The sequence below is a fragment of the Mycolicibacterium hodleri genome, from assembly GCF_025822245.1.
GTDB classification, from domain to species: Bacteria; Actinomycetota; Actinomycetes; order Mycobacteriales; family Mycobacteriaceae; genus Mycobacterium; species Mycobacterium hodleri.
Genome location: NZ_JACKTL010000026.1, coordinates 1 through 23,958, shown reverse-complemented (window position 1 = coordinate 23,958; position 23,958 = coordinate 1). Strand labels below are relative to the sequence as shown.

Sequence of the window (23,958 nt, the reverse complement as noted above, 5' to 3'; positions counted from 1 at the left end):
AGCCGCCTAGACCATGTAGGTGGAGTTGACGATCGCGCCCTTGCGCGCGTAGTAGATGAGCGCGTCCTGAACGTCGAGCGGGTGCGCCGGGATGACGCCCTCGATCAGGTCCTCTTCGCGTCCGCCGTGCAGCGCGAGACCGAACCGGCAGCAGAACACCGTGCCGCCCTCGGCGATGAAGGTCGCCAGCGAGTCGTTGATGTTCTGCTCGCCGGGGAACCCCGAGTCGCCGGTCTTCGGGAAGCCGCGGGTGGCCAGGCAGTTGATCGAACCGGGCCCGTAGAAGTAGAGGGCGGACTCGAAGCCCTTGCGCAGCGCCCTGGTGGCCTGCAGCACGGCGACGAAGCTGACCGACGATTCGTGGGCGATCCCGTGCACCAGCGTGAAGTAGCTCTCGCCCTCCTCGGCCTGGTAGTCGGGGAAGATCTTGGTGCCGCCGTAGATGTTGGACCCCTTGGGCAACGACGGGTGCGGGATTTCGGCGAGGGAGGTCTTGATCTTCTCGGCGATCGAATCGTCAAACGACATGGCGGACTCCAGGATTCTTGCGGTGAGATTCTTCGGGAACTCGGCGACGCTGCCGGCAGGCCGGACGTGATCGGCTTGGTCCCATTAGAGAAGCCGCACGTTTCCGAATGGTCATCGCAGGAATACGTTTCGGTTATCCGGACCTCACCGCCGACACGCGGGTGTAACACAGCGCGATGCGGGTAGGTTTCAGCCCATGCCAGAAGGTGACACCGTCTTCCGCGCCGCGGACAAGTTGCGGACCGCCCTGGTCGGCAAGACGCTGACGCGGTGTGACGTGCGGGTGCCCAAGTTCGCCACCGTGGATCTCACCGGCCAGGTGGTCGACGAGGTGCTCAGTCGCGGCAAGCACCTGTTCATCCGCGTGGGAGATGCGAGCATCCACTCCCACCTGAAGATGGACGGCGCATGGCTGCTGGACGGTCAGATCCGCCGCGTGCCTCAGCACAAGGTGCGGATCATCCTGGAAACCGCGGACTCTCGGGCCGCCGGCGTCGACCTCGGAGTGCTGGAGGTCTTGCGGCGCGACCTCGACATGGACTCCGTCGCCCATCTGGGTCCGGACCTGCTGGGCGACGACTGGGAACCGAGGACGGCCGCAGCGAACCTGATGGCGGATCCGGATCGCCCGTTGGCCGAGGCACTGCTGGACCAACGGGTGATGGCGGGCGTCGGCAACGTCTATGCCAACGAACTGTGCTTCGTGTCGGGGCGCCTGCCCAGTTCACCGGTGAGCGCGGTGAAGGATCCGCTGCGGATCGTGCAGCGGGCCCGGGACATGTTGTGGCTGAATCGTTCCCGGGTCAACCGCACCACCACCGGCAACACCAGATCGGGTGCCGACCTGTGGATCTACGGTCGCGTCGGACGGCCGTGCCGGCGCTGCGGGACGACGATCGAATCCGACCGCGCTCAGGTCACCGGCACCGAGCGGATCTCGTTCTGGTGCCCGGTCTGCCAGACGTGAGGGACGACGCCGATCACGTACGCCCTTGCAGGACGCCTTCGATGTTGCGTTCGGCGAGAGCCGTGATCGTCATGTAGGGATTGCACCCGAGGTACCCGGGTAGCTGCGAAGCGTCGTTCACGTACAGGTTGTCGTAGTTCTTCACCCTGCCGAAGGCATCCGTCGCAGCACCGCGGACACAACCGCCGAGTGGGTGCACGGTGTTCGGCGCGAAGACCTTGCCGTCGAACACGTCATCGCGGTACTCGACGCCGTTGGCCTGAGTCACCTTGTCGAACACCGTCTGAGCCCGCCCCACCAGGTTGTCGGTGTGCGATTGCGGCCAGTCGACGTCGATCGAGTCGGACGTCGCGTCGTAGGACATGGTGGCGCGATCGCCCGTCTTGACCATGACGTAGTAACCCAGTGTGTGCGTCTCGACGGGCAGCGGGATGGAGAACATGCTCGCGTACACCGGGTTGTCCGGATCGTCGCGGCCGTCGAGGTTGATCATCCCCAGCGAGGACTGCTGAGCCCCGGACGGGTCGGTGTCCTGAAGGTGGTGGGCCACCATGACGTCGCCGTTGTTGCCATACCCGCGCCCGATCTCCTCGCTGAGATCGTTCAACCCGCCGGACTCCCTGGCGCGCATCAGGATCGTATTGGTGCCCAGCACACCCGCGCTCAAGAACAGCTTGTCGCAACCCAATTCACGTCGCTCGAGCTCCTTGCCCCACCGGTCGATCCTTCGGGTCGACACCACCCATTCGCCGCCAGCCTCGCGCCGGATGCCGGTCACCTCGGTCAGTGGGCTCAGGGTGACCTTTCCCGTCGCGAGCGCCGCGGCGACGTAGGTCACGTCGACGCTGCCCAACCTGCCGTGGTTGTTTCCATACTGCTGTTCGAGGTCGAAGGCCGAACGCGGAACGGTACCGGCCTCTTCCTGCAGCATGTAGTCGAAGGAATAGGCGCTTCCGTTGTAGTCGACCCCGTATCCGGCCGCCGCTGCGTACTGCCGTCCGGTCCGCGCGAACTGGAACCACGGCGTCTGTTCGAACCAGTCCATGTCTCGGTAACTGATTCGCAGCGTGTCCCTGGCCCGCGGGATGTACGTGTCGAGAAACTCTGCGGGGGCGATGTCGGGAAACGCCTCCTGAAGCTGTCCCGGAGTCGGCACGGCTGCGATCGCGGCGTTGATCAACGAGCCACCTCCGACCCCGACCCCGCGAAAAACGTTGTGAGCGCCAAACGTAAGGTTCTCGCACACCCCGGCCTGAACCGGCTGCGGTGACGGGACCTGCTTGACGACGTCTGCGACCGAGATGCCCTGGAACGAGGGAACCAGGCTCGGGGGGACGACGGTGAACCAGCTCGCACGGGTGTCGGGCGGCACCATTCTGGAGAAGCGCTTGCCGTCCGCGTCCGGAGTGTCGAAGTGCCGGCCCTTTTCCAGGATCAAGGTGTCGACCCCCGCGAGCCCGAGGCGCAGCGCCGACACCCCGCCGCCGTAGCCGCTGCCGACGACGATGGCCGAGTGGTGGTCGCGCGGGACCGGCGGTGGTTGATCCTGCTTCGTGCCGCATGCCACCGCGCCGACTCCCGCCGCCGCAGCGGCCGCGGTGCCATAGAGGAAACGACGACGAGAAAAAGCAGTCACTGGGCCGGCCGTGCCAGGAACGCCCGACGATTCCGACCCACCCCGTGAATGGCACCCGCGAGCAACGCCCGGCAATTCATGTCCTCGGCCCGACCTGACGACGTGCTATTGCGCTGCTGTGTTAGCTGTCCGATAACACGATATTTATTCATGATCAATTCATACCTTTAGTTCGGAAACCCGGGCATTCCCACTCGGCAGGGCCACGAGACGGCGTCACCTGCGCCTACTACATCGGCGAGAAGATGTAATTGCTTGCAGCGCAACCGCCCTCGTTCAAGACAGCACCCACCGTCGACGGCACGCGGCCGATTGCGGCAACGGTCAGTGCGTGAATACCGAGCGGATACCCGAGCACGTACACGACCTTAAGCTACTATCCACGCAAACGTAAGTTAACTAGCCACGCGAATCGCAATGTGATCGGGGGGGTGGCATGACGTACCATCGGCTGGCTAGCCAACCCGGTGAGGCAGCACGTGCGATGGCGCCCTGGCGAGACCCGAAACGGCACCTGTGGCTGCTCGGCCTAGTGGTCCCCGCGGTGTTTCCACTGGCGTGGCTGGGTGCATACACGACCGGTGTCGGGGTGTTCTGGTACCTCGGCCCCATTCTGACGTTCTGCGTACTCCCCGTACTCGACTACGCAGTGGGCCCGGACTCCGAGAACCCGCCCGACAGCGCGCTGGCGCGCCTTGAGAACGACCGCTTCTACCGGTGGGCCACCTACCTGTACCTACCGATCCAGTACGTGTCCTTGGTGCTGGCCTGCTGGCTGTGGAGCGGCGGCGGCGGAGTCACCCTCGCCACCGTCGACCGCGTCGGTTTGATGATCACGATCGGCGGGATCGGCGGCATCGCCATCAACGCCGCGCATGAATTGGGCCATCAGCGAGCCAGGGTCGAGCAGCGGCTCAGCAAGATCGCACTCGCCCAGGCCTGCTACGGACACTTCTTCGTCGCGCACAACCGGGGACACCACATCAACGTCGCCACTGCCGGGGACCCGGCAAGCTCGCGGATGGGAGAGAGTCTGTGGGCCTTCATTCCCCGGTCGGTGACGGGCGGTGTGCGGTCCGCGTGGCAGCTGGAACGCAAGCGCTTGGCACGGCTGGGACTCTCCGTGTGGAACATTCGCAACGACGCGCTCCACGCCTGGCTCGTGACGGCCGCGCTGTTCGGTGCGCTCGCCGTCGCCTTTGGACCCGGCGTGTTGCCGTGGCTGCTGGGCCAGGCCATCGTCGGGGTTGCCCTGCTGGAGGCGATCAACTACATCGAGCACTACGGGCTGCGGCGGCAGCGGCGTCCCGACGGACACTACGAACGTGTGCGTCCCTCACACAGCTGGAACAACAACACCGTGGTCGCCAACCTGCTCCTGTTTCATCTGCAGCGACACTCCGATCACCACGCACACCCCTCGCGCAGGTACCAAGCACTGCGCCATGACGACGAGGCTCCCCAACTGCCCGCCGGCTATGCCGCAATGCTGATACTGGCGGGCCTCCCGCCGCTGTGGCGCCGGGTGATGGATCCCCGGGTGCTCGCTCACTACGGCGGCGAAATCGGTTTGGCTGCAGTCAATCCGCGCAGCGAGAAGCGGTTGCGCCGGCGCTACGCCACCGCCCCTTCGCGCGGCTAGTTCCAGGGCAGCGCGAGCTTGCAGATCTTGCGCACGACGGTGGCGAACTGCTGCGGCAGCGGACCCTTGTTGTAGGGAATGCCGTATCGCTCGCAGATCTCCTGGACCTCCTGCGAGATCTCGGCATGCCGGAACGCGGGGATGTCGGGGAACAGATGGTGCTCGATCTGGAAGGACAGGTTGCCGCTCATCACGTGGAACAGCTTTCCGCCGGTCAGGTTGGCCGAGCCGAGGATCTGCCGGAAGTACCACATGCCGCGAGTCTCGTTCGCGGTCTCCTCCTTGGTAAATTCCTGTGTCCCGTCCGGGAAGTGACCGCAGAAGATGATCGCGTAGGACCAGATGTTGCGAATCAGGTTGGCAGTCAGGTTGCCCGTGAACACCCACGGCGCGAACGGACCGGCCAGCAGCGGGAAGGCCACGTAGTCCTTCAGCGTCTGGCGCCTGACCTTGCGCCAGATGCCGATGAGCGTTTCGCGCTTGTCGGCGATGCTGATCTCACCGGAGCGGATGCGCTCGGTCTCCAGCTCGTGCAGCGCGACGCCGTACTGGAACAGCACCATCAGCAGGAACGCGTAGACGGGGTTGCCGTAGTAGTACGGCGTCCACCGCTGGTCCTCGCTCATCCGCAGGATGCCGTAGCCGATGTCGCGATCCATGTCCACGATGTTCGTGTAGGTGTGGTGCATGTAGTTGTGCGAGTGGCGCCACTGGTCGCTGGGGCAGGCCGAGTCCCACTCGAAGTTGCGGCCGGCGAGCGCGGGATCGCCCATCCAGTCGTACTGCCCGTGCATGATGTTGTGGCCGATCTCCATGTTGTCGAGGATCTTCGACACGGCCAGCATCGCGGTGCCCGCGATCCAGGCGGGCGGGAGGACGCCGGCGAACAGCATCGCCCGGCCGCCGACCTCGAGGGCACGCTGCGCCTTGATGACTCGGCGGATGTAGGTGGCGTCGCGCTCGCCAAGGTCGGCGACGACGCGCTCGCGCAGGGCGTCGAGCTCGGCGCCGAAGGCGTCGGCCATCTCCGGGGTCATCGTGACGGGCTTGCCGCCGACGACCTTGGTGATGGCCTGCCGGATGGGTGCGGGCAGTACGTCTGCGACGTCGGCCTCGATGTCGGCGGTGGGCTTCTCGAGCATGGCGGTCATGGCGATCTCCTTCTCGGTGGGATTGGATTAAAGGGCTAGTTCGACGTCACCGACGGGGACGGAGACGCAGATCTGCACGTCCTCCTCGTCGGCCGCCGAGACGGCGCCGGTGATGCGGTTCTTGACCGCGCCGTTGGTCTTGCGACGGGTGCAGGTGTGGCAGATGCCCATCCGGCATCCGCTCTGCGGCGAAAGCCCCGCGGCCTCGGCCTGTTCGAGCAGCGAGCGTCCGTCGTCGGTCACCTCGACGCCGCTGTCGGCGAATGCCACGGTTCCTCCGGACGCCTCCGCCGGAACCTCGAACACCGGGGGCACGAAGCTCTCGAAGCTCGCGTCCGGATAGTGCGCGCGGACGGCGTCGACCAGCGCGGGCGGCCCGCAGACGAACACCGCATCCGGAGTCGGCGCGTCGACGAGGTGCTCCGGTCCGAAGTAACCGGTCAGATCACCGGCCCCGGACGTCCGCGAGTAACCGTGCAGGATCCGAACACCCGAGACATCGGCCAGCTCGGCGCGATAGCACGCCTCCTCGGGGGTGCGGGCGTAGTGGATGAAGGTGACGTCGCGATCCTCGTCTTCGCGGATCAAGGTCCGCAGCATCGACAGCACCGGGGTGATCCCGCTGCCGCCGGACACGAAAAGGACGTTGCGGGGACGCTCCATCGGCAGCGTGAAGTCACCGCCGACGACGTCGAGTCCGACGACCATGCCGGGCCTGGCATTGCGGAAGAGGTGCTGGGACACGACACCGGCGTCGTGCACGCCGATGGTCAGTTCGACGAGCCGGTCCCCCTCGGCGTTGGCAGGTGAGTAGCAGCGGACCTGACGACGTCCGTTGACCTCGACCGTGAGGTTGACGTGCTGCCCGGCGCGAAGAGCGGGACCGGCCGCGAAGGCCGCGTTGGGTTCGAGCAAGAGGGTCACACTGCGGGGCGTCTGCCTGCGGACCGCGACCACCTTGGCGCGGCAGTCCCCCAACGTCCACGTGGGCTCGACGAGCTCCGTGTAGCGATCGACGCCGTGGGGTCCGGTGAGCAGGTCGACGAGCGGCGACCGCAACAACCGGTCCCGCAGGCTCAGCGTCTTCGTTTGAGTGAACATGTGTACACCGTGCGCTTCTTCGGACGGCACCGTCAATAGCTTTGACCAGGTTGTGGTAGGTTTCACAACGGTGAACGAACGTACGCCCAGTTCACGATCTTCCCGGTCGGGACGGTCGGGGTCCTCTCGCTCCCGGGACACGCTGACCCGCGAAGAACGCAAGGAAGCCACCCGCCGCGCGATCGTGGCCGGCGCACTGCGGCTGCTCGAGGAACGCAGTTTCAGCGCGTTGAGCCTGCGCGAGGTGACCCGCGAGGCCGGCATCGTGCCCGCCGCCTTCTACCGGCACTTCGACTCCATGGAGGCGCTCGGCCTCGTCCTCATCGACGAATCGTTCCGCGCCCTGCGCGACATGCTGCGCGGCGCCCGAGCCGGCAAGCTCGACCCCAGCCGAGTGATCGAGTCGACGGTCGACATCCTGGTCGCAGGCGTCGCCGAACGCCGTGAGCACTGGCGATTCATCGCCCGCGAACGCAACAGTGGCGTCACCGTGCTGCGGTACGCCATCCGCACCGAAATTCGACTGATCACCTCGGAACTGGCCATCGACCTCACCCGCTTTCCGGGCCTGAACGCGTGGAGTGCCGAAGACCTCAACATCCTGTCCAGCCTGTTCGTGAACTCGATGATCGTGATCGCCGAGGCCATCGAAGACGCGCCCGATCAGGCCGCGCTCGACGAGATCCGCCACACCGCGGTCAAGCAGCTACGGATGATCATCGTGGGGATCAGCGGATGGCACAGTAGCGACTGAGGACCGCGAATAGGGTTGAGCACCATGCCGCATCTCGAGTTGAGCCGCCCGCGCCCCGACGTCGCGGTCATGACCGGGGCAGCCCGCGGATTCTGCTCGGGCCTCGATCTGGACGAGGCACTGATCATTGCCGAAACCCTATGCAATTACGGCATGTTCGGCCATGAGTCGACCAAGCAAGTGTTGTGGGCGAACCTCGAGGCACCCGCCCTCCAGGCGGCGTTTCACCTGGAGAACCGCAGCCAGGCCCTGTCGACCACTACCGGTGAACTGACGGCGGCGACTTCTGACTTCACGAACCACAGGAAGAGCTGATGGCCGCCCATCCGCCCGTCGAACCCTACGCGTCGGGACTGCTGGAGGTGGGTGACGGCAACCAGATCCATTGGGAGACATCCGGAAACCCCGATGGCGCACCAGCTCTGCTCGTACACGGCGGTCCCGGGTCGGGGTGCGTGCCGGGGATGCGGCGGTCGTTCGATCCCGAGCGATACCGCATCATCGCCTTCGACCAACGCGGATGCGGCCGCAGCACGCCCCATGCCGCCGATGCCGCGGTGGACTTGGCGACCAATACGACTCATCATCTGCTCGCGGACATGGAGCAGCTCAGGGAGCACCTCGGGGTGGAACGCTGGTTGCTCGCAGGCTGGTCCTGGGGCACGACGCTGTCGCTGGCCTATGCCGAGCGGCATCCCGACCGCGTCACCGCCCTCGCGCTGACGGCCGTAACCACTACCGGGCCAGCCGAAGTCGAGTGGATCACCCGGGCCGTGGGCCGACTCTTCCCCGAAGCGTGGTCGCGCTTTCGCGATCAACTGCCCGAGGAGGACCGGGGCGGCAGCCTCGCCGACGGCTATGCCCGCCTGCTCGCGGACCCGGATGTGCGGGTGCGCGAGAAGGCGGCCCGGGACTGGTGCGATTGGGAGGCCAGCCACGTCGACGTCGACGGAACCCGCCCGCCGCCGGCCCGCTACGGTGACCCCGCATACCGAATATGCTTTGCGCGCTTGGTGACCCACTATTGGCGGCACGCCGCCTGGCTGCCCGACGGGGAGCTGCTGCGCAACGTCGGGCGCATCACCCACCTGCCGGCGGTGCTGATCCACGGCCGCCTCGACCTGAGTTGCCCGTCGGAGATTCCCTGGCAGCTCGCGCAGAAGTGGCCGGCCGCCCGACTGCACCTGGTACCCGGGGTCGGGCACAGCTCAGGTGGCGTGATGGCCGACCACCTCGTCGACTTCCTCGACGACGTCAGCCGTCGGATGTGACCAACAGTCGTTCGGGGTGGTGGAGGTAGTTGATTCGGGCTTGCCCGACGTCGAGTTGCGGGGGTGGGATCCACTCCACCACACCGTCGCGGAGTTGGACCGTCCAGCCGTGTTCGGCGAGGCGGTTGTCCCCACCGCAGGCGAAGGTGACGTCGTCGATGTTGGTCTGCCCGTCCTTGGCCCACCCGGTCATATGGTGCACCTGCGTCCCGTACCCAGGCACCGTGCAGCCGGGTTTGGTGCACCCACGGTCCCGCGCGTGGAGCACGATCCGTTGTCCCGCTGAGGCGAGGCGTTTGGTGCGGCCGAGGTAGAGGGCTTCGTTCGTATGTTTGTCGAACACCGCCAAGTAGTGATGGGCGTGAGACGCCATCCGAATCAGATCGGCCATCGGCAACAGGCTGCCACCACCGGTGACACCGCTGCCGCGGGCGGCTTCCAGGTCTTGCAGGGTGGTGGTGACGATGACGGTGACCGGCAACCCGTTGTGCTGACCCAACTCGCCCGAACTCAACACCGACCGTCCGATGGCGATGAGGGCGTCGTGGGTGCGTTGCCCGACGCTGCGGTCATCGGCGTCGACCTGCTCCTGTGAGGGCGTGCCGGAGGTTCTGGGTTCGCAGTCCTCCGGGTTGCACATGCCGGGGGCGGCGAGCTTGGCGAGGATAGGCTCCAGGGTCGCCCTCGCTTCGGGGTCCAGGAGCCCGGTGATGCGGCTCATCCCGTCGGCCTGCTGGGGTCCGATCGTCAACAATCGTTTCCGCGCCCGGTCCCGGTCGTCGGGTTCGGGTCCGTCCTGGTCGATCGCGGCGGCCAGCTTCTCGGCGACCTTCTTCACCTCCTCAGGCCCCGTGGAGGATCCGATGTGCACCAACGTCTTCTCCGAGAGCTCCCGAACCTCGGGGTCCACCCACGTCGGCAGCTTGCCCAGAAACGACCGAATCTCCGCCACGTGTTCCGGTCCGATCGCCCCGGACTGCTGCGCAGTGGCGGTAGGGGCCAGCTTCGGGTCCAACGGCTGCCCGTTGAGCGTGGTCCGCGGCCCGAGATCCTCGGCCTCACTGAGCCGGCGCCGGACCTCCTTGCCCGAGATCCGCAACCGCTGCGTCAGCACCGACCCCAACGACTTCACCCCGAGCTTCACCGGGGAGGCTTCGCGTTGCAGCCGGGCGATCACCCGATGCCCCACCGTCGGCAGCTGCCAGGTCACCGTTTCCAGTTCCCCCAGCAACTCCACCAATTCGAGGTGGGTGAACTGGTCACAATTCAGGTCGGCGAGTTCGGTGACGGCGGCCATCAGCGAGGCGACCGCCGCGGTGACCCGATCCGAACTCATACTCGAACATTAGTACGAACCACCGACAAGAAATCCGGGCTGTGGCTAGTGAAACTCATGTGACGCAGGGGAATTCAGCCAACGCCAATTCGCTCAAAGGCGGACACACCTACCCTTCGACGGAGAGCTCCGCCAAGCGCACATTCCCATGGGACGGTCTCAAGAAGGGAACCGGGACACCACCTTCGGCCGGAGAGATCCGCAGCGCACATCGTGACGGGCGGTCGCACGAGGGGAACCCGGACCGTCGATGCGACCGCCCGCGACGTGAGCACGCGGTCAGCTGTCCTAGCGGACACACCACACCGAGGTAGCACAAGGGTTTTAGTCGCCCCACGAGCGTGCGCAAAGTGCGGCTTTCACCCGGCGTGTGGCGTGCAGACACGCACGCTCGCGCCGAGGACGGGGTCCCGTCAGCGGGGGGTTCCACCGCCGTCGACGATGATCATCGTTCCGGTCATGTAACTGCCTGCGTCCGAACACAACAGCAAAGCGGCGCCGACCAACTCGTCGGGGGTCCCCAACCGCTTCATCAGCGTGCCGCGGGTCATGCCGTCGATCGCTTCCTGCGGATTGTTGCGCATCATGTCGGTGTCGACCGGGCCGGGCGCAATGGCGTTGACCCGGATGCCGTCACCGACGAAGGCCGCGGCCATCGAGCGGGTGTACGACATCAGCGCCGCCTTGCCCGCCGCGTACATCGACAGGTCGGCGGCGAAGCCGAAGGCACCGACCGACACGATGTTGAGTACCGCGGCGTGGTCGCTCTTCTTCAAGTGCGGCAACGCCTTCTGCGTCAGAAAGACGGGGCCGCGCACGTTGACGTCGTTGGACTTCGCCCAGGCCTCTACGGTCATCTCGCCGAGCGGTTGAGCCAGCGCGTTGGCGGCGTTGTTCACCACGACGTCGACGCCGCCAAACTCGGCGAGCGTGCTGTCGACCAGGATGTCGAGGCCGTCGACGTCGCCCGCGTGGACGGGTACGCCGATCGACCGGCCGCCGAGGCTGCGCAGGTGGGCCGCCGACTCCTCGCAGGCGGCTGCCTTGCGGCTGGCCACCACGACGTTCGCGCCGGCAAGCACGAAGCCCTCCGCCAGTGCGAGCCCGATGCCTCTGGTGCCGCCCGTCACGATGACGGTGCGGCCGGTCATGTCGAAGAGTGCGTCGAATGCAGTGCGATCCACGACGGTCAGTAGAACACGTCGCGTCAGAGCGTCCGGGCGCTCTCGAACGATCGGCGCACCTTCGTCACCGGGTCGTCGAACTCTAGGCGCTGGGCCAGCAGTTGCAACGGCCGCGTGAAGTCGTCCGGCGCGACGTCGAGCACCTCGGGGTACAACGGGTCACCGTCGATGGGCAACCCCAGCGACGCCATGTGCACCCGCAGCTGGTGGGTGCGGCCGGTACGCGGCGTCAACCGGTACAGTCCGTCGCCGGAAATCAGCTCGACCAGCGTCTCGGAGTTCGGCTCGCCAGGTTCCTCGAACGCCTGCAATCGGCTGCGTTCCTTGATGATTCGACTACGAACCACCACGGGTAACGCCAGCGACGGATCGACCGGCGCCCGGGCCAGATAACTCTTGCTCACTTCGCCGCGCGCGAACATCGTCTGATAGGCGCCGCGGACCTCACGGCGCACCGTGAACAGCAGCACCCCCGCGGTCAACCGGTCCAGTCGATGTGCCGGCGAGAGCTCCGGCAGGTCGAGCGAGCGCCGCAGCCGCACCAGCGCCGTCTCGGCGACGTGTCCGCCCCGCGGCATGGTCGCCAAGAAGTGTGGCTTGTCGACGACGACGACGTTCTCGTCTCGATACAGCACGGGAACGTCGAACGGGACGGGGACCTCGTCGGGCAGGTCGCGGTACAGGTAGACGTCCGCATTCGGGGGCAGGACCGTCGCCGCGCCGACGACGGTTCCGTCGGCGCAGACCACCTCTCCGGCAAGCACTTTCGCCGCCGCAGCCTCACCGAACCGGTTGGCCAGTTCGACGAGCACGGCACCGCCGCGCAACCGCACCCGCACCGGTCCGAGACCGTCCCGAACCGGAAGGGGCGCAGGTTGTCTCACGTCAAGGGCACGGGCTCGAGGATCTCGGCTCGCGCCTCGGGCGCGGCGGCACGCAGTGCGTCGGCCGACTCGTCGTCGGGACGAGTCTGCGACACCACCTCGGCTTCGACACGGGCCCGATACGTGTTCACCTCGCGGTCCACGTCCTCAGCGCTCCACCCCAGCACGGGGGCAACGACTTCGGCGACCTCACGGGCGCAGTCGACCCCGCGGTGCGGGTACTCGATGGAGATGCGCATGCGTCGCGCCAGGATGTCCTCGAGGTGCAGCGCACCTTCGGCCGCCGCCGCGTAGTAGGCCTCGACCTTGAGGTACACCGGCGCTTCGGTGATGGGCGCCAACAGTTCTGGTCGACCCTCCGCCATCGCCAGCACCTCGCCGATCAGCGAACCGTAGCGGTCCAGCAGATGCCGGACGCGGTACGGGTGCAGATCGTAGTGCGCGCCGACGTGCTCGGTTTGGTTGATCAGGGCGAAGTAGCCGTCGGCCCCCATCAGCGGCACCTTCTCGGTGATCGACGGCGCCACCCGGGTCGGGACGAAGACGCTGGCCGCGTCGATGGCGTCCTCGCCCATCACCCGGTAGGTGGTGTACTTGCCGCCGGCGATCGCGACGAGGCCGGGCGACGGCGTCGCGACGGCGTGCTCGCGCGAGAGCTTGGAGGTCTCCTCGCTCTCCCCCGCCAACAACGGACGGAGGCCGGCGTAGACACCGTCGATGTCGTCGTGGTTCAGCGGCGTCGCCAGCACGGTGTTGACCGTCCCGAGGATGTAGTCGATGTCGGCCTTGGTGGCAGCGGGATGCGCCAGGTCGAGGTTCCAGTCGGTGTCGGTGGTGCCGATGATCCAGTGCGTGCCCCACGGAATCACGAAGAGTACTGACTTCTCGGTGCGCAGGATGATCGCGACCTCGCTGACGATGCGATCCCGCGGCACCACGATGTGCACGCCCTTCGACGCCCGCACGCGGAATCGGCCGCGCTCCTTGGACAGGGCTTGAATCTCGTCGGTCCAGACGCCGGTGGCGTTGACGACGACGTGTCCGCGAACCTCGGTCGACGCACCGTCCTCCGAGTCGCGCACGCGCACACCGGTGACCCTGTCGCCCTCGCGCAACAGCGACACGACCTGCGTCGAGGTTCGCACCACCGCGCCGTAGTGAGCCGCGGTCCGGGCCACCATCATCGTGTGCCGGGCGTCGTCGACCACGGTGTCGTAGTAGCGGATTCCGCCGATCAGCGAACTGCGCTTCAAGCCGGGCGCCAGGCGCAGCGCACCGCCCTTGAGCAGATGCTTCTGGGCCGGCACCGACTTGGCGCCGCCCAGCTGGTCGTAGAGGAAGATGCCCGCCGCCACGTAGGGCCGCTCCCATAGACGTCGGGTGAGCGGGAACAGGAACGGCAACGGCTTGACGAGGTGAGGGGCCAGCGTCGTCAGGGACAGCTCGCGTTCGTGCAAGGCCTCGCGGACCAGTCCGAACTCGAGTTGCTCCAGGTACCGGAGACCGCCGTGGAACATCTTCGAGGAGCGGCTCGACGTGCCGGAGGCGAAGTCGCGAGCCTCGACGAGCGCCACCTTCAGCCCACGGGTGGCGGCATCGAGTGCCGCCCCTGCGCCCACGACGCCACCGCCGATGACTACGACGTCGAACTGCTCGCTGCCGAGACGTTCCCACGCCTGAGCTCGCCACTCGGGGCCGAGGAGGGTCTGGCCGTTGCCAGGACCGGGGATCGGGTCGACTGCGCCGATGGTTCGCTCACGAGCGTCGCTCACGGCCATGCACCTTCTCGTTACTCGTCGGTAGGGGTACGGTTCCGAGCCTACGTGCCTTCAGTCCAGATCGTCGTGAGCCATCAACCGCCGAGCCGCCTCGACCGTCGACCCGGACAGCGACGGATACACGGACAACGTCTGCGCGAGGTCGGTCACCGAGATCCGGTTCTGGACGGCGAGCGCGATCGGCAGGATCAGTTCCGAGGCGATGGGTGCGACCACCACGCCGCCGATGACGACACCGGTGGCCGGGCGGCAGAAGATCTTCACGAAGCCGCGGCGCAGCAGCGACATCTTCGCCCTGGCGTTCGTGGTCAGCGGCAACATCAGCGTGCGGGCCGGGACCGTCCCGTTGTCGATCGCGGTCTGCGGGACGCCGACCGCGGCGATCTCCGGCCTGGTGAACACGGCCGCCGCGACGGTGCGCAGCCGGATCGGCGACACGCCCTCCCCCAGCGCGTGATACATCGCGATGCGGCCCTGCATCGCAGCCACCGAGGCCAGCGGCAGCAACCCGGTGCAGTCGCCCGCGGCGTAGATGCCGGCCGCCGACGTGCGCGACACGCGATCCACCGACAGGTAGTTGCCCTGGCTCAGTTCGATCCCCACCTTCTCCAGGCCGAGGCCTTCGGTGTTGGGGACCGAGCCCACCGTCATCAGCGCGTGGCTGCCCTCGACCTTGCGGCCGTCGGCCATTGCCACCACGACGCCGTTGCCAGAACGGGTCACCGAGTCCGCCCGAGCGTTCTTGACCAGCTTCACGCCACGTTCGTTGAAGGTCTCCTCGAGCACGGCGGCGGCGTCGGAGTCCTCGTGCGGGAGGATCTGGTCGCGGCTGGCCACCACGGTGACCTTGACGCCCAACTCGGTGTAGGCGCTGCAGAACTCGGCCCCGGTGACGCCCGAGCCAACGATGACCAGATGCTCGGGCAGCTCGGAGAGGTCGTAGAGCTGACGCCAGTTCAGGATTCGCTCGCCGTCGGGTGCGGCGTTGGGCAGGACGCGGGGACGGGCGCCGGTCGCGATCAACACGACGTCGGCCTTCAGCACGCCGACCTTGCCGTCCGGGGTGGTGACCTTCACCCGGTGGTGCGCCATGCCGGGGATGTCGTCGACCAGCTCGCCGCGACCGTGCACGATCGACACGCCTTCGCGCAGCAGGTTGGAGCCGATGTCGGCGGACTGTGACCGGGCCAGCGTCTTCACCCGGTTGTGGATCTGCGGCAGCGAGATCTTGGCGTCCTCGATCTTGATGTCGAAGCCGAGTCCGTCGGCACGCCGCAGCTCGGTGCGCACGCCGGTCGAGGCGATGAACGTCTTCGAGGGGACGCAGTCCCACAGCACGCAAGCGCCGCCGATGCCGTCGGAGTCGACGATGGTGACCTGCGCGACGTCGGGGCCGCGGCCCGCGGCGACGAGTGCAGCCTCATACCCGGCGGGCCCGCCGCCGATGATCACGATGCGGGTAGCCACGGGACCAACCTAGTCTGCTGTGTCCAACTCAACCCGGTGGTTAACCGACTGGGCGTAGATCGACCCCTTAGGCTTACCGCCGTGCCGATCTACGCCGCCTACGGATCGAACATGCATCCGGAGCAGATGTTGCAGCGTGCACCCCACTCGCCGATGGCGGGGACGGGGTGGATACATGGGTGGCGACTGACCTTTGGTGGCGAGGATCTCAGCTGGGAGGGAGCCCTGGCGACCCTCGTCGAGGATCCCCTGTCGAAGGTCTTCGTCGTCCTGTACGACATGACCAAGGAAGACGAGGAGAACCTCGACCGGTGGGAGGGCTCGGAGCTCGGCTTCCACAAGAAGATCCGTTGCCGGGTGCACCGCGAATCCTCCGACACCAGCACCGATCCGGTGCTGGCCTGGCTCTACGTCGTCGACGCCTGGGAGGGCGGGATTCCCTCGGCCCGCTACCTCGGCGTGATGTCCGAGGCGGCCGAGATCGCAGGCGCACCACCGGAATACGTACACGATCTGCGCACCCGGCCGGCACGCAACATCGGCCCCGGCACGTAGCCAAGCGCTAGCCGTCGGTGAGTCCGACGCTCTGCTCGATGATGTTGGCGAACACCCGAACGCCCACGCCCAGCGCCCTCTCGTCGAGGTCGAAGGTCGGCTGATGCAGGTCGAGTTGGGGGCCGACGCCCGGCCACACGCCGAGTCGGGCCATGGCGCCGGGGACGTCCTCGAGATACCAGGAGAAGTCCTCTCCGCCACCGGACTGGCGAGTGTCCGTCAGGGCGTCGGGGCTGATGGCCTCGATGGCGTGGGTGAAGATCCGCGTCGAGACCGACTCGTTGACCACCGGCGGCACGCCGCGGCGGTAGTGCACGCTGTACTGCACCTGCAGGGGGGCCAGCAGCGACGAAACGATCTCGCGGACAAGCTCTTCCATCGCTACCCAGGCTTCGCGACTCGCGGTGCGAATGGTGCCCGCGATGCTGCCCGTCTGCGGGATGGCGTTGGCCGCGACGCCCGCGTTGACCGCGCCCCACACCATGACGGTGCTGTTGCGCGGGTCCACCCGCCGCGACAGGACACCGGGGACGCCCGTGATCAGGGTGCCCAGCGCGTACACCAGATCGCCGGTCAGATGCGGACGCGACGTGTGGCCGCCCGGTGAGTGCAACGTGATCTCGACCTGGTCGGCCGCCGAGGTGATCGGTCCCGGGCGGATGGCGACCTTGCCGACCTCCAGACGAGGGTCACAGTGCAGCGCGAAGATCCGCGACACCCCGTTCAGGGCGCCGGCGGCGATCGCGTCGATGGCGCCGCCGGGCATCAACTCCTCGGCCGGCTGGAACAACAGTCGCACCCCGACGGGGAGTTCCGGGACCGACGCCAGCGCCAGCCCCGCGCCCAGCAGCACCGCCGTGTGACCGTCGTGACCACAGGCGTGTGTGACGCCCGGCGTCACGGACGCGAACGACAACCCCGTCCGCTCGGCCATCGGCAGCGCGTCCATGTCGGCGCGCAGTGCGATTCGCGGGGCGTGCTCGGGCCCGAAGTCACACGTCAGGCCGGTGCCGCCCGGCAGCACCTTGGGGTTCAGACCGGCGTCGGCCAGCCGCGACGCCACGAACTGCGTGGTGTCGAACTCCTGGCGCCCCAGCTCGGGGTGCTGATGGATGTGTCGTCGCCAGGCCACCAGCTCGTCGTAGTGAGCCGCCAGCCACGCGTTGGTCGAATCCTGAATGCTCACGAGCGAGCCCGCCCCGCCTTGAGCTCGAGCACCCTGTCGCGCTCGGCGGGTGTCTCGGCGAGCTCCACGACGGTGCGGGCCAGCATGACGGCTCCCTCGATGACGGCCTTGTCGGCGCTCGGTCCGGCGGCAGCCGCCGCGAACGCCTGCTGATGGATGGAAGCGCCGTCGGCGTCGATGCCGACGATCGGATGGATGCCCGGCATGAACTGCGTGACGTTACCCATGTCGGTACTGCCCAGCGGAAGCGCCGCCTCGAACTCCGCGGCGACGGGCGTCCTGCCCACACGCACCATCTCGGCGCGGAAGACGTCGGCAAGCCATTTGTCGGGCGTCAGCTCGAGGTAGGACGGTTCGGTTGACTCGACCTGATGACCGCAGCCCGTGGCCACCGCACCGGACAAGAAGCAGTCCGACATCCTGGCCTCGAGCTCCTGCAGCGATCCGGAGTCGTTGGCCCGCATCGTGTAATGCATCTCGGTGCGCGCCGGAATCACGTTGGTGGCCTGGCCGCCGTCGGTCACGATGCCGTGCACCATCTGACCCGGCGCAAGCTGCTGACGCAGCAGCCCGATCGCCACCTGCGACACCGTGATCGCGTCGGCGGCGTTCAGGCCCAGATAGGGCGCAACGGCGGCATGGGCTTCGCGGCCGAGGTACTCCACGGCCACCTGGGACAGTGCCAGCGAGCGCGCGCGGGCGATGTCGATCGGCCCGGCGTGCAGCATCACCGTCGCCACGACGTCGTCGAAGACGCCGGCCTCCAGCATGAGCGCCTTGCCGCCACCGGCCTCCTCCGCGGGGGTGCCGAGCAGGACGACGGTCAGGTCCAGCTGGTCGGCGACCTCGGCGAGCGCCAGGGCCGTGCCGACCGCGGAGGCCGCGATGATGTTGTGTCCGCAGGCGTGGCCGATGCCGGGCAGCGCGTCGTATTCCGCGCAGATGCCGACGACCAGTGAGCCGCTGCCGAAGACGGCGCGGAACGCGGTGTCCAGCCCCGCCACCCCGGGCGTGACCTCGAAGCCACGTTCGGTGACCAGCGCCTGGGTCTTGGCGCAGCTGCGGTGCTCGGCGAATGCCAACTCCGGCTCGGCGTGGATCGAGTGGGACAGCTCGACGAGGTCGCCACGACGTCGCTGCACGACGTCCTCGACGATCGTCGACGCTGTGGCGGTTGGCATCGGAGCAGTATCTCACCGACCGTTTGTTCTTCGCGCAAGTCACCGACCGTTTGTTCTTCGCGCAAGCGCTCATCACCGACCGTTTGTTCTTCGCGCAAGCGCTCATCACCGACCGTTTGTTCTTCGCGCAAGCGCTCATCACCGACCGTGACGCCGAGACTGCGCTCACCGCGACGGCTACTCGCACTTCTCCGCAGTGGGCGCAGTCTCGGCGCCGTCGCCCTGTCCGCCGGTACGCTTTCCCGCCGTGACCACTGCAGCGAGCGACCCACAGTCCCTGGCCGACGAGGCCGCGGCCGCACTGCTGGTCCGCACCGGCGTCGACGCGTTCGACGTCGCCGTCGTCCTCGGTTCGGGATGGGCGCCGGCCGCCGCCGAGCTCGGCGACCCGTCGGCGGTCGTGCCGATGGCCGAGCTGCCAGGCTTCACCCCGCCGTCGGCGGCGGGTCACGGCGGCCAGGCGCTGGCGGTGACGGTCGGAAGCACGCGAGTCCTGGTGCTGCTCGGCCGGATCCACGCCTACGAGGGACACGACCTGCGGCACGTCGTGCATCCGGTGCGGACGGCCTGCGCGGCGGGCGTACGCAGCGTGGTGCTCACCAACGCGGCGGGCGGACTACGCGAGGATCACGCGGTGGGCCAGCCGGTGCTGATAAGCGATCACCTCAACCTGACGGCGCGCTCGCCCCTGGTGGGTGCGCAGTTCGTCGACCTCATCGACGCGTACTCGCCCCGCCTTCGGGCGCTCGCCCGCGAGGTCGACCCGTCCCTGGCCGAGGGCGTGTACGCGGGGTTGCCCGGCCCGCACTACGAGACACCGGCGGAGATCCGGATGCTGCGGACGCTCGGCGCCGACATGGTGGGCATGTCGACGGTGCACGAGACGATCGCCGCGCGCGCGGGCGGCGCCGAAGTGCTCGGCGTCTCGCTGGTGACGAACCTGGCGGCAGGCATGACCGGTGCGCCGTTGAGCCACGCCGAGGTGCTCGACGCGGGCCGTCAGTCGGCGACGCGGATGGGTTCCCTGCTGTCGGAGGTGCTCGCGCGCGTGTGAGGACGCTGCGTGAGCTTCGACAGTCCGCGGGCGATCAGCGGCGCGGCGAACAGCATCAGCAGCACCCGCACGACTTGCGCGGCGACGATGAACGTGACGTTCGAGCCGGTCTCGACGGCCGTGGCCAGCACGGCATAGATGCCACCGGGACTCGTCGACAGATAGCCCTCGAGCATGCTGATGCCGGTGACGTGGGCCAGGAGGACGCCAAGTCCCGCGCACGCCACGTTGAGCACGACGATGAGGCTCAGGGCCGCCGGTAGGGCACGACCGATCGCACGCATGGATTCGCGGGTGAACGCGACACCGGCCTGCCACCCGATCACCGCGTAGCCGAGCTGCACCAGGGCCATTGGCACCGCGAGCCCGAACGACGTCCCGGTCAGTTCGAGGGCGATGGTGACGGCCATGGGACCGAGCAGCCCCGATCCCGGCATTCGGGCGAGCCGGCCGGCGGTGGCCCCGACGAGGACGATCACCACCAGCATCGCGATGCTCAGGTACCACGGCGCCGAGTCGCCTTGGGTGGCCGGCGCGGCGGCGTGCCCGGACTTCTCGGCGTGATAGACGACGGTGACCACGACGGGCATCGACGCGGTGATCAACGCCACCCGCAGGTACTGCACCACGGCGACGACGCGATCGTCGCCGCCGAGTTCACGGGCGATCGCGACGAGTCCGGAGGCACCGCCGGCCACCAGGGCCAGCGATCCGGTGAGCGGGCTCATGTCGCGGTGCAAGCCCAACAGTGCGCCCGCGCCGATGCTGAGCACCAGCGTGGACACCGCAACGCCGAGGACGATCGGCCAGTCCGACCCGAGTGCCGTGAGCGCGTCGCGGTGGACCATCGTGCCGATGTAGACGCCCAGCACGCCCTGGGCCGCGATGCCCGCCTTGCGGGGGACGCCCGCCGGCGCGAGGGAGACGAGCGCCAGAACGATGCCGACGATCAGCGCGGCGAACAGCGCCGCGGAGGGAACACCGATCAGATCCAGCGGCACGGTCACCGCGACCGTGACCGCGACGAGCAGCACCCACTTCCACATGAAGACAAGTATGCGCTTGTGATTTCATGATCTCAACCTGGCAGTAGATTGGCCAATGCCAAGGTATAACTTGGTAATGCGCTCCAGTACCGCTAATGCGACCGAGCTGCGGGAATCCATCATGGCCCTGACCCGCCAGCTTCGCCGCCACCGCAGCGACAACGGCCTGACGCTGAGCCAGCAGCAGGTCCTCGGCGAGGTGAGCCGGGCCGGCGTCACGACCCCGGCCGAGCTCGCCACCCGCATGCACGTCCGCGTGCAATCGCTGACCGACGGCATCAACCATCTGGAGGCACGCGGCCTGGTGGCTCGCCGAACCGACGACGACGATCGACGCCGCCAGCTGATCGAGGTGACGGACGACGGCATGCGCCTCCTCGAGCAGGACCGGGCCGAGCGCGACGAGTGGCTCAACTCCGCCATGCGCGAATCGCTGACCGAGTTGGAGTTCAACCTGCTGATGCTGGTGGCGCCGGTACTGCGCAAGCTCGCCGACGGCGATGAGCGCTTGCGCGAAGAGCGTGAGACCCGATGAGCGCTTGCGCGAAGAGCGATGACGCCTGGTGGTGACGGCACAATGAGCCCCATGGCCGAACCCTCCCCGCAACGTCTCACCTTCGGTACCGCCGGGCTTCGCGGACCGATGCGCCCGGGGCCGGGAGGCATGAACGTCGAGACGGTGACGTCGGCGACGTGGGCGCTGGCGACGGTCCTCAACGACCGCGGCCTCGGCGGGTCGACGGTCGTGGTGGGCCGCGACGCCCGCCACAACTCCGACGACTTCGCCTTGGCGACCGCCGAAGTGCTTGCCGCCGCGGGCTTCTCCGTCGTCCTGCTGCCCGATCCCGCGCCAACGCCGGTCGTCGCCTTTGGCGTCCGGCGCTTCACCGCCGTGGCCGGGGTGCAGATCACGGCGTCGCACAACCCGCCGTCGGACAACGGCTACAAGGTGTACCTCGACGGCGGCCTGCAGATCGTCCCGCCCACCGACCGCGAGATCGAAGCGGCCATGGCCGAGGCTCCTGCCGACGTCGCCCGCACCGAGGTCGCGCCGGCCACCACCGACCTAATCGGGGACTACGTCCGCCGAGCCTCGAGCGTGCGGCGGGGCACCGGCAACGTCCGGATCGCCCTGACGCCGATGCACGGCGTCGGCGGGGAGCCCGCTCTTCTGACACTGCGGGAGGCGGGCTTCGACGACGTCCACGTCGTCACCGAGCAGTACTCCCCCGACCCCGACTTTCCGACGGTGGACTTCCCCAACCCAGAGGAGCCCGGGGCCACCGATCTGCTGCTGGCCCTCGCGGCCGACGTGGACGCCGACGTCGCGATCGCCCTGGACCCCGACGCCGACAGGTGTGCCGTCGGCATTCCGACACCGACCGGGTGGCGGATGCTCTCCGGCGACGAAACGGGTTGGCTGCTAGGCGATTACATCCTGTCGCAGATCGATCCCGGCGAGGTGACGGCGGCCAGCATGGTCGCCAGCACCGTGGTGTCGTCGCGCATGTTGGCCGCCATCGCCGCGCACCACGGCGCGCGGCACGCCGAGACCCTGACCGGGTTCAAGTGGCTGGCGCGCGCCGACGAGGACCTTCCGGGCTGCACGCTGGTCTACGCCTACGAGGAGGCGATCGGCCACTGCGTCGACCCCGGTGCCGTCCGCGACAAGGACGGGATCAGCGCCGCCGTGCTCGTCTGCGACCTGGTGTCGGTGCTCCGCGACGAGGGCCGCACCGTGCCCGACGCGCTGGACGTACTCGCCCGTCGGCACGGCGTGCACACCACCGCCGCGGTGTCGGTGCCTGCGGACGCGGCCCTCGTCGAGCGCCTTCGTGCCCATCCCCCCACTCGGCTCGCCGACGAACCGGTGGCGGTGACCGACCTGCTGACGCGCTCCGGACGCGACCGCACGGACGCGCTGATCTACACCGGCGAGTCGGTACGCGTCGCCGTCCGTCCGTCGGGGACGGAGCCGAAGGTCAAGGCGTATCTGGAGATTCGACTGTCACCGCGCGACGACGTCACCGCCGCCCGGGCGGATGCCGCCGCGATGCTCGCCGCCCTCCGGGACGACGTGGTCGGCCTGCTTCAGCGCGGCCCGAACTGACGGTCCCCCGCGTCTCCCAGTCCGGGCATGATGTAGGACACCTCGTTGAGACCGTCGTCGATGGCGGCGGTGTACAACTTCAGGTTCGGCGACACCTTCTCAAGTGCCGCAATGCCTTCCGGTGCGCACACCACGCACACCGCGGTGACGTCGACCGCGTTGCGGTCGTGCAGCAGACCCAGGGTGTGCGCCATCGAGCCCCCGGTGGCGAGCATGGGGTCGAGCACCAGCACCGGCGTGGCGCTGAGATCGTCGGGAAGCGACTCCAGGTACGGGGTGGGCAGGGCGGTCTCCTCGTCGCGGGCCATGCCGACGAAGCCCACCTTCGCCTCGGGGATCAGCTGGTGCGCCTTCTCGACCATCCCGAGACCCGCCCGGAGCACCGGCACCAACAGCGGGGGTGACGCCAGGCGTGAGCCGACGGTCTCGGCCATCGGCGTGCGGATCGGCACGGGCGTCGACGCGGCGTCGCGGGTGGCCTCGTAGACGAGCATCAACGCGAGGTCGCACAACGCCGATCGGAAACCGGCGTTGTCGGTGCGCTCGTCGCGCAGCGTGGTCAGCCGAGCGGCGGCGAGGGGGTGATCGACAACGCGGACGTCCATGCGGCGAACCCTAATGGAACCTGACCGGTCTGGCCGACGTCATACCTCCCGTGATCGCCGATACATCCGACATTCACGAGCTCAGCGTCGCCCAGCGGGCTCACGCCGACGACCTCACCTCGGTGGCGGCCAACCTGCTGGCCTCGAGGGTGGCGGCCGACGCGTTCGGCACGGTCGGGGCGGGGTTTCTCGCTGCGCTCAACGACGCTCTCTTGCAGGAGGCCCGCCATGCCACCGAACTGGCCGAGCGATGTGCGGCGGCGAGGCACGTGGCGGGCAGCGCGGCGAAAGCGTACGACTCCGCCGAACATCATGTCGGACAGAGTATTTCGCGAATCGGAACGTAACCGGTGGCGAGCGCCCTGGTGGCCGGTCTGACCGCATCCCTTCGCGAGCTGCAGGCGACGGTCGGCACCGGAACCCCCGACACCGCGGCGGCGCTGGCCGGCATTCGGGCCGCCCTGGCCGACGTCGCGGCCGCGACCGGCCGGTCCTGGCAGGCGACGCGCTGGCAGGGTGCCG

23 protein-coding genes and 1 pseudogene are annotated in these 23,958 nt (G+C 68.0%); 11 read left to right on the top strand and 13 right to left on the bottom strand.

Features of this window, described 5'->3' with window-relative positions:
- Positions 1–6: 6 nt before the first annotated feature.
- On the bottom strand, positions 7–528 hold the full coding sequence (locus H7J06_RS08325; RefSeq protein WP_142553523.1) for an MSMEG_0572/Sll0783 family nitrogen starvation response protein: 522 nt from the start codon (positions 526–528) through the stop codon (positions 7–9).
- Positions 529–724: 196 nt separating this feature from the next.
- On the opposite strand from H7J06_RS08325, the gene nei2 reads away from it, so the two are divergent.
- Positions 725–1,495, top strand: a complete 771-nt coding sequence (nei2, locus tag H7J06_RS08320; RefSeq protein WP_264038260.1) for an endonuclease VIII Nei2 — start codon at positions 725–727, stop codon at positions 1,493–1,495.
- Between the two features lie 13 nt (positions 1,496–1,508).
- Here nei2 and H7J06_RS08315 read toward each other — a convergent pair whose 3' ends face one another.
- Positions 1,509–3,131: a GMC oxidoreductase gene (locus H7J06_RS08315; RefSeq protein WP_264038258.1), complete on the bottom strand. Its 1,623-nt coding sequence runs from the start codon at positions 3,129–3,131 to the stop codon at positions 1,509–1,511.
- 484 nt (positions 3,132–3,615) lie between these two features.
- On the opposite strand from H7J06_RS08315, the gene H7J06_RS08310 reads away from it, so the two are divergent.
- Positions 3,616–4,773: an alkane 1-monooxygenase gene (locus tag H7J06_RS08310; protein ID WP_264038257.1), complete on the top strand. Its 1,158-nt coding sequence runs from the start codon at positions 3,616–3,618 to the stop codon at positions 4,771–4,773.
- On the opposite strand, the gene H7J06_RS08305 is transcribed toward H7J06_RS08310, so the two are convergent.
- Both H7J06_RS08305 and H7J06_RS08300 read right to left on the bottom strand, forming a co-directional pair.
- Positions 4,770–5,810 (bottom strand): fatty acid desaturase family protein, encoded by a 1,041-nt coding sequence (locus tag H7J06_RS08305; RefSeq protein ID WP_264038760.1) that lies wholly within the window; start codon positions 5,808–5,810, stop codon positions 4,770–4,772. The two genes, H7J06_RS08310 and H7J06_RS08305, sit on opposite strands and share 4 nt — an antisense overlap.
- Before the next feature lie 141 nt (positions 5,811–5,951).
- Positions 5,952–7,025 (bottom strand): ferredoxin reductase, encoded by a 1,074-nt coding sequence (locus H7J06_RS08300; RefSeq protein WP_264038256.1) that lies wholly within the window; start codon positions 7,023–7,025, stop codon positions 5,952–5,954.
- A 70-nt stretch (positions 7,026–7,095) separates the two neighbouring features.
- On the opposite strand from H7J06_RS08300, the gene H7J06_RS08295 reads away from it, so the two are divergent.
- The 3 genes and pseudogenes from H7J06_RS08295 to pip all read left to right on the top strand — a co-directional run bounded on the left by H7J06_RS08295 (position 7,096) and on the right by pip (position 9,050).
- Positions 7,096–7,779, top strand: coding sequence for a TetR family transcriptional regulator (locus H7J06_RS08295; RefSeq protein ID WP_264038255.1), 684 nt, complete (start codon positions 7,096–7,098; stop codon positions 7,777–7,779).
- Positions 7,780–7,887: 108 nt separating this feature from the next.
- Positions 7,888–8,094, top strand: a pseudogene (locus tag H7J06_RS08290) (enoyl-CoA hydratase/isomerase family protein); the annotation flags it as partial.
- Positions 8,094–9,050 carry a prolyl aminopeptidase gene (gene pip, locus H7J06_RS08285; RefSeq protein WP_264038254.1) on the top strand — a complete coding sequence of 319 codons (957 nt, stop codon included), beginning with the start codon at positions 8,094–8,096 and terminating at the stop codon, positions 9,048–9,050. The pseudogene H7J06_RS08290 and the gene pip, both read left to right, overlap by 1 nt.
- On the opposite strand, the gene H7J06_RS08280 is transcribed toward pip, so the two are convergent.
- The 5 genes from H7J06_RS08280 to H7J06_RS08260 all read right to left on the bottom strand — a co-directional run bounded on the left by H7J06_RS08280 (position 9,034) and on the right by H7J06_RS08260 (position 15,699).
- Positions 9,034–10,386 (bottom strand): HNH endonuclease signature motif containing protein, encoded by a 1,353-nt coding sequence (locus H7J06_RS08280; protein ID WP_264038253.1) that lies wholly within the window; start codon positions 10,384–10,386, stop codon positions 9,034–9,036. The two genes, pip and H7J06_RS08280, sit on opposite strands and share 17 nt — an antisense overlap.
- 413 nt (positions 10,387–10,799) lie before the next feature.
- A complete protein-coding gene (locus H7J06_RS08275; protein WP_264038251.1) occupies positions 10,800–11,570 on the bottom strand; it encodes an SDR family NAD(P)-dependent oxidoreductase in 771 nt (256 codons plus the stop codon).
- A 23-nt stretch (positions 11,571–11,593) separates the two neighbouring features.
- Entirely contained in the window at positions 11,594–12,454 is an 861-nt protein-coding gene (locus H7J06_RS08270; protein WP_264038250.1) for a pseudouridine synthase, read from the bottom strand.
- The gene (locus H7J06_RS08265) at positions 12,451–14,226 is read right to left on the bottom strand and encodes a glycerol-3-phosphate dehydrogenase/oxidase (protein WP_372515270.1); all 1,776 of its coding nucleotides are present in this window, start codon (positions 14,224–14,226) and stop codon (positions 12,451–12,453) included. The genes H7J06_RS08270 and H7J06_RS08265 overlap by 4 nt, the downstream gene beginning before the upstream one ends.
- A gap of 57 nt (positions 14,227–14,283) precedes the next feature.
- Positions 14,284–15,699: an NAD(P)H-quinone dehydrogenase gene (locus H7J06_RS08260; protein WP_308205731.1), complete on the bottom strand. Its 1,416-nt coding sequence runs from the start codon at positions 15,697–15,699 to the stop codon at positions 14,284–14,286.
- Between the two features lie 81 nt (positions 15,700–15,780).
- On the opposite strand from H7J06_RS08260, the gene H7J06_RS08255 reads away from it, so the two are divergent.
- Entirely contained in the window at positions 15,781–16,254 is a 474-nt protein-coding gene (locus tag H7J06_RS08255; protein WP_264038249.1) for a gamma-glutamylcyclotransferase family protein, read from the top strand.
- A 7-nt stretch (positions 16,255–16,261) separates the two neighbouring features.
- Here H7J06_RS08255 and H7J06_RS08250 read toward each other — a convergent pair whose 3' ends face one another.
- Both H7J06_RS08250 and H7J06_RS08245 read right to left on the bottom strand, forming a co-directional pair.
- Positions 16,262–17,440 carry an amidohydrolase gene (locus H7J06_RS08250; protein WP_264038248.1) on the bottom strand — a complete coding sequence of 393 codons (1,179 nt, stop codon included), beginning with the start codon at positions 17,438–17,440 and terminating at the stop codon, positions 16,262–16,264.
- Positions 17,437–18,621, bottom strand: coding sequence for a M20 family metallopeptidase (locus tag H7J06_RS08245; protein ID WP_264038247.1), 1,185 nt, complete (start codon positions 18,619–18,621; stop codon positions 17,437–17,439). Before H7J06_RS08245 ends, H7J06_RS08250 begins: the two co-directional genes overlap by 4 nt.
- On the opposite strand from H7J06_RS08245, the gene H7J06_RS08240 reads away from it, so the two are divergent.
- Entirely contained in the window at positions 18,615–18,872 is a 258-nt protein-coding gene (locus H7J06_RS08240; RefSeq protein ID WP_264038246.1) for a hypothetical protein, read from the top strand. The two genes, H7J06_RS08245 and H7J06_RS08240, sit on opposite strands and share 7 nt — an antisense overlap.
- The gene (locus H7J06_RS08235) at positions 18,869–19,675 is read left to right on the top strand and encodes a purine-nucleoside phosphorylase (RefSeq protein WP_308205730.1); all 807 of its coding nucleotides are present in this window, start codon (positions 18,869–18,871) and stop codon (positions 19,673–19,675) included. Before H7J06_RS08240 ends, H7J06_RS08235 begins: the two co-directional genes overlap by 4 nt.
- Here the strand turns inward: H7J06_RS08235 and H7J06_RS08230 are convergent.
- On the bottom strand, positions 19,621–20,721 hold the full coding sequence (locus H7J06_RS08230; RefSeq protein ID WP_264038245.1) for an AbrB family protein: 1,101 nt from the start codon (positions 20,719–20,721) through the stop codon (positions 19,621–19,623). The genes H7J06_RS08235 and H7J06_RS08230 overlap by 55 nt on opposite strands.
- A 76-nt stretch (positions 20,722–20,797) precedes the next feature.
- Here H7J06_RS08230 and H7J06_RS08225 point away from each other — a divergent pair, with 76 nt between their 5' ends.
- The gene (locus tag H7J06_RS08225) at positions 20,798–21,256 is read left to right on the top strand and encodes a MarR family winged helix-turn-helix transcriptional regulator (protein ID WP_264038243.1); all 459 of its coding nucleotides are present in this window, start codon (positions 20,798–20,800) and stop codon (positions 21,254–21,256) included.
- Positions 21,257–21,274: 18 nt separating this feature from the next.
- A complete protein-coding gene (locus H7J06_RS08220) occupies positions 21,275–22,831 on the top strand; it encodes a phospho-sugar mutase (RefSeq protein WP_372515269.1) in 1,557 nt (518 codons plus the stop codon).
- Here the strand turns inward: H7J06_RS08220 and upp are convergent.
- A complete protein-coding gene (gene upp, locus H7J06_RS08215; protein ID WP_264038241.1) occupies positions 22,813–23,436 on the bottom strand; it encodes a uracil phosphoribosyltransferase in 624 nt (207 codons plus the stop codon). The genes H7J06_RS08220 and upp overlap by 19 nt on opposite strands.
- A gap of 50 nt (positions 23,437–23,486) precedes the next feature.
- Between upp and H7J06_RS08210 the strand changes: the two genes are divergently transcribed.
- A complete protein-coding gene (locus tag H7J06_RS08210; RefSeq protein WP_264038240.1) occupies positions 23,487–23,783 on the top strand; it encodes a hypothetical protein in 297 nt (98 codons plus the stop codon).
- Positions 23,784–23,958: the final 175 nt, after the last annotated feature.

Coding starts and splice junctions, on each gene's coding strand:
- H7J06_RS08310 (WP_264038257.1), top strand. CDS start 3,616: ATGGCGCCCTGGCGAGACCCGAAACGGCACCTGTGGCTGCTCGGCCTA.
- nei2 (WP_264038260.1), top strand. CDS start 725: ATGCCAGAAGGTGACACCGTCTTCCGCGCCGCGGACAAGTTGCGGACC.
- H7J06_RS08305 (WP_264038760.1), bottom strand. CDS start 5,810: ATGACCCCGGAGATGGCCGACGCCTTCGGCGCCGAGCTCGACGCCCTG.
- H7J06_RS08325 (WP_142553523.1), bottom strand. CDS start 528: ATGTCGTTTGACGATTCGATCGCCGAGAAGATCAAGACCTCCCTCGCC.
- pip (WP_264038254.1), top strand. CDS start 8,094: ATGGCCGCCCATCCGCCCGTCGAACCCTACGCGTCGGGACTGCTGGAG.
- H7J06_RS08300 (WP_264038256.1), bottom strand. CDS start 7,025: ATGTTCACTCAAACGAAGACGCTGAGCCTGCGGGACCGGTTGTTGCGG.
- H7J06_RS08280 (WP_264038253.1), bottom strand. CDS start 10,386: ATGAGTTCGGATCGGGTCACCGCGGCGGTCGCCTCGCTGATGGCCGCC.
- H7J06_RS08220 (WP_372515269.1), top strand. CDS start 21,275: ATGACGCCTGGTGGTGACGGCACAATGAGCCCCATGGCCGAACCCTCC.
- upp (WP_264038241.1), bottom strand. CDS start 23,436: ATGGACGTCCGCGTTGTCGATCACCCCCTCGCCGCCGCTCGGCTGACC.
- H7J06_RS08225 (WP_264038243.1), top strand. CDS start 20,798: ATGCGCTCCAGTACCGCTAATGCGACCGAGCTGCGGGAATCCATCATG.
- H7J06_RS08245 (WP_264038247.1), bottom strand. CDS start 18,621: ATGCCAACCGCCACAGCGTCGACGATCGTCGAGGACGTCGTGCAGCGA.
- H7J06_RS08230 (WP_264038245.1), bottom strand. CDS start 20,721: ATGTGGAAGTGGGTGCTGCTCGTCGCGGTCACGGTCGCGGTGACCGTG.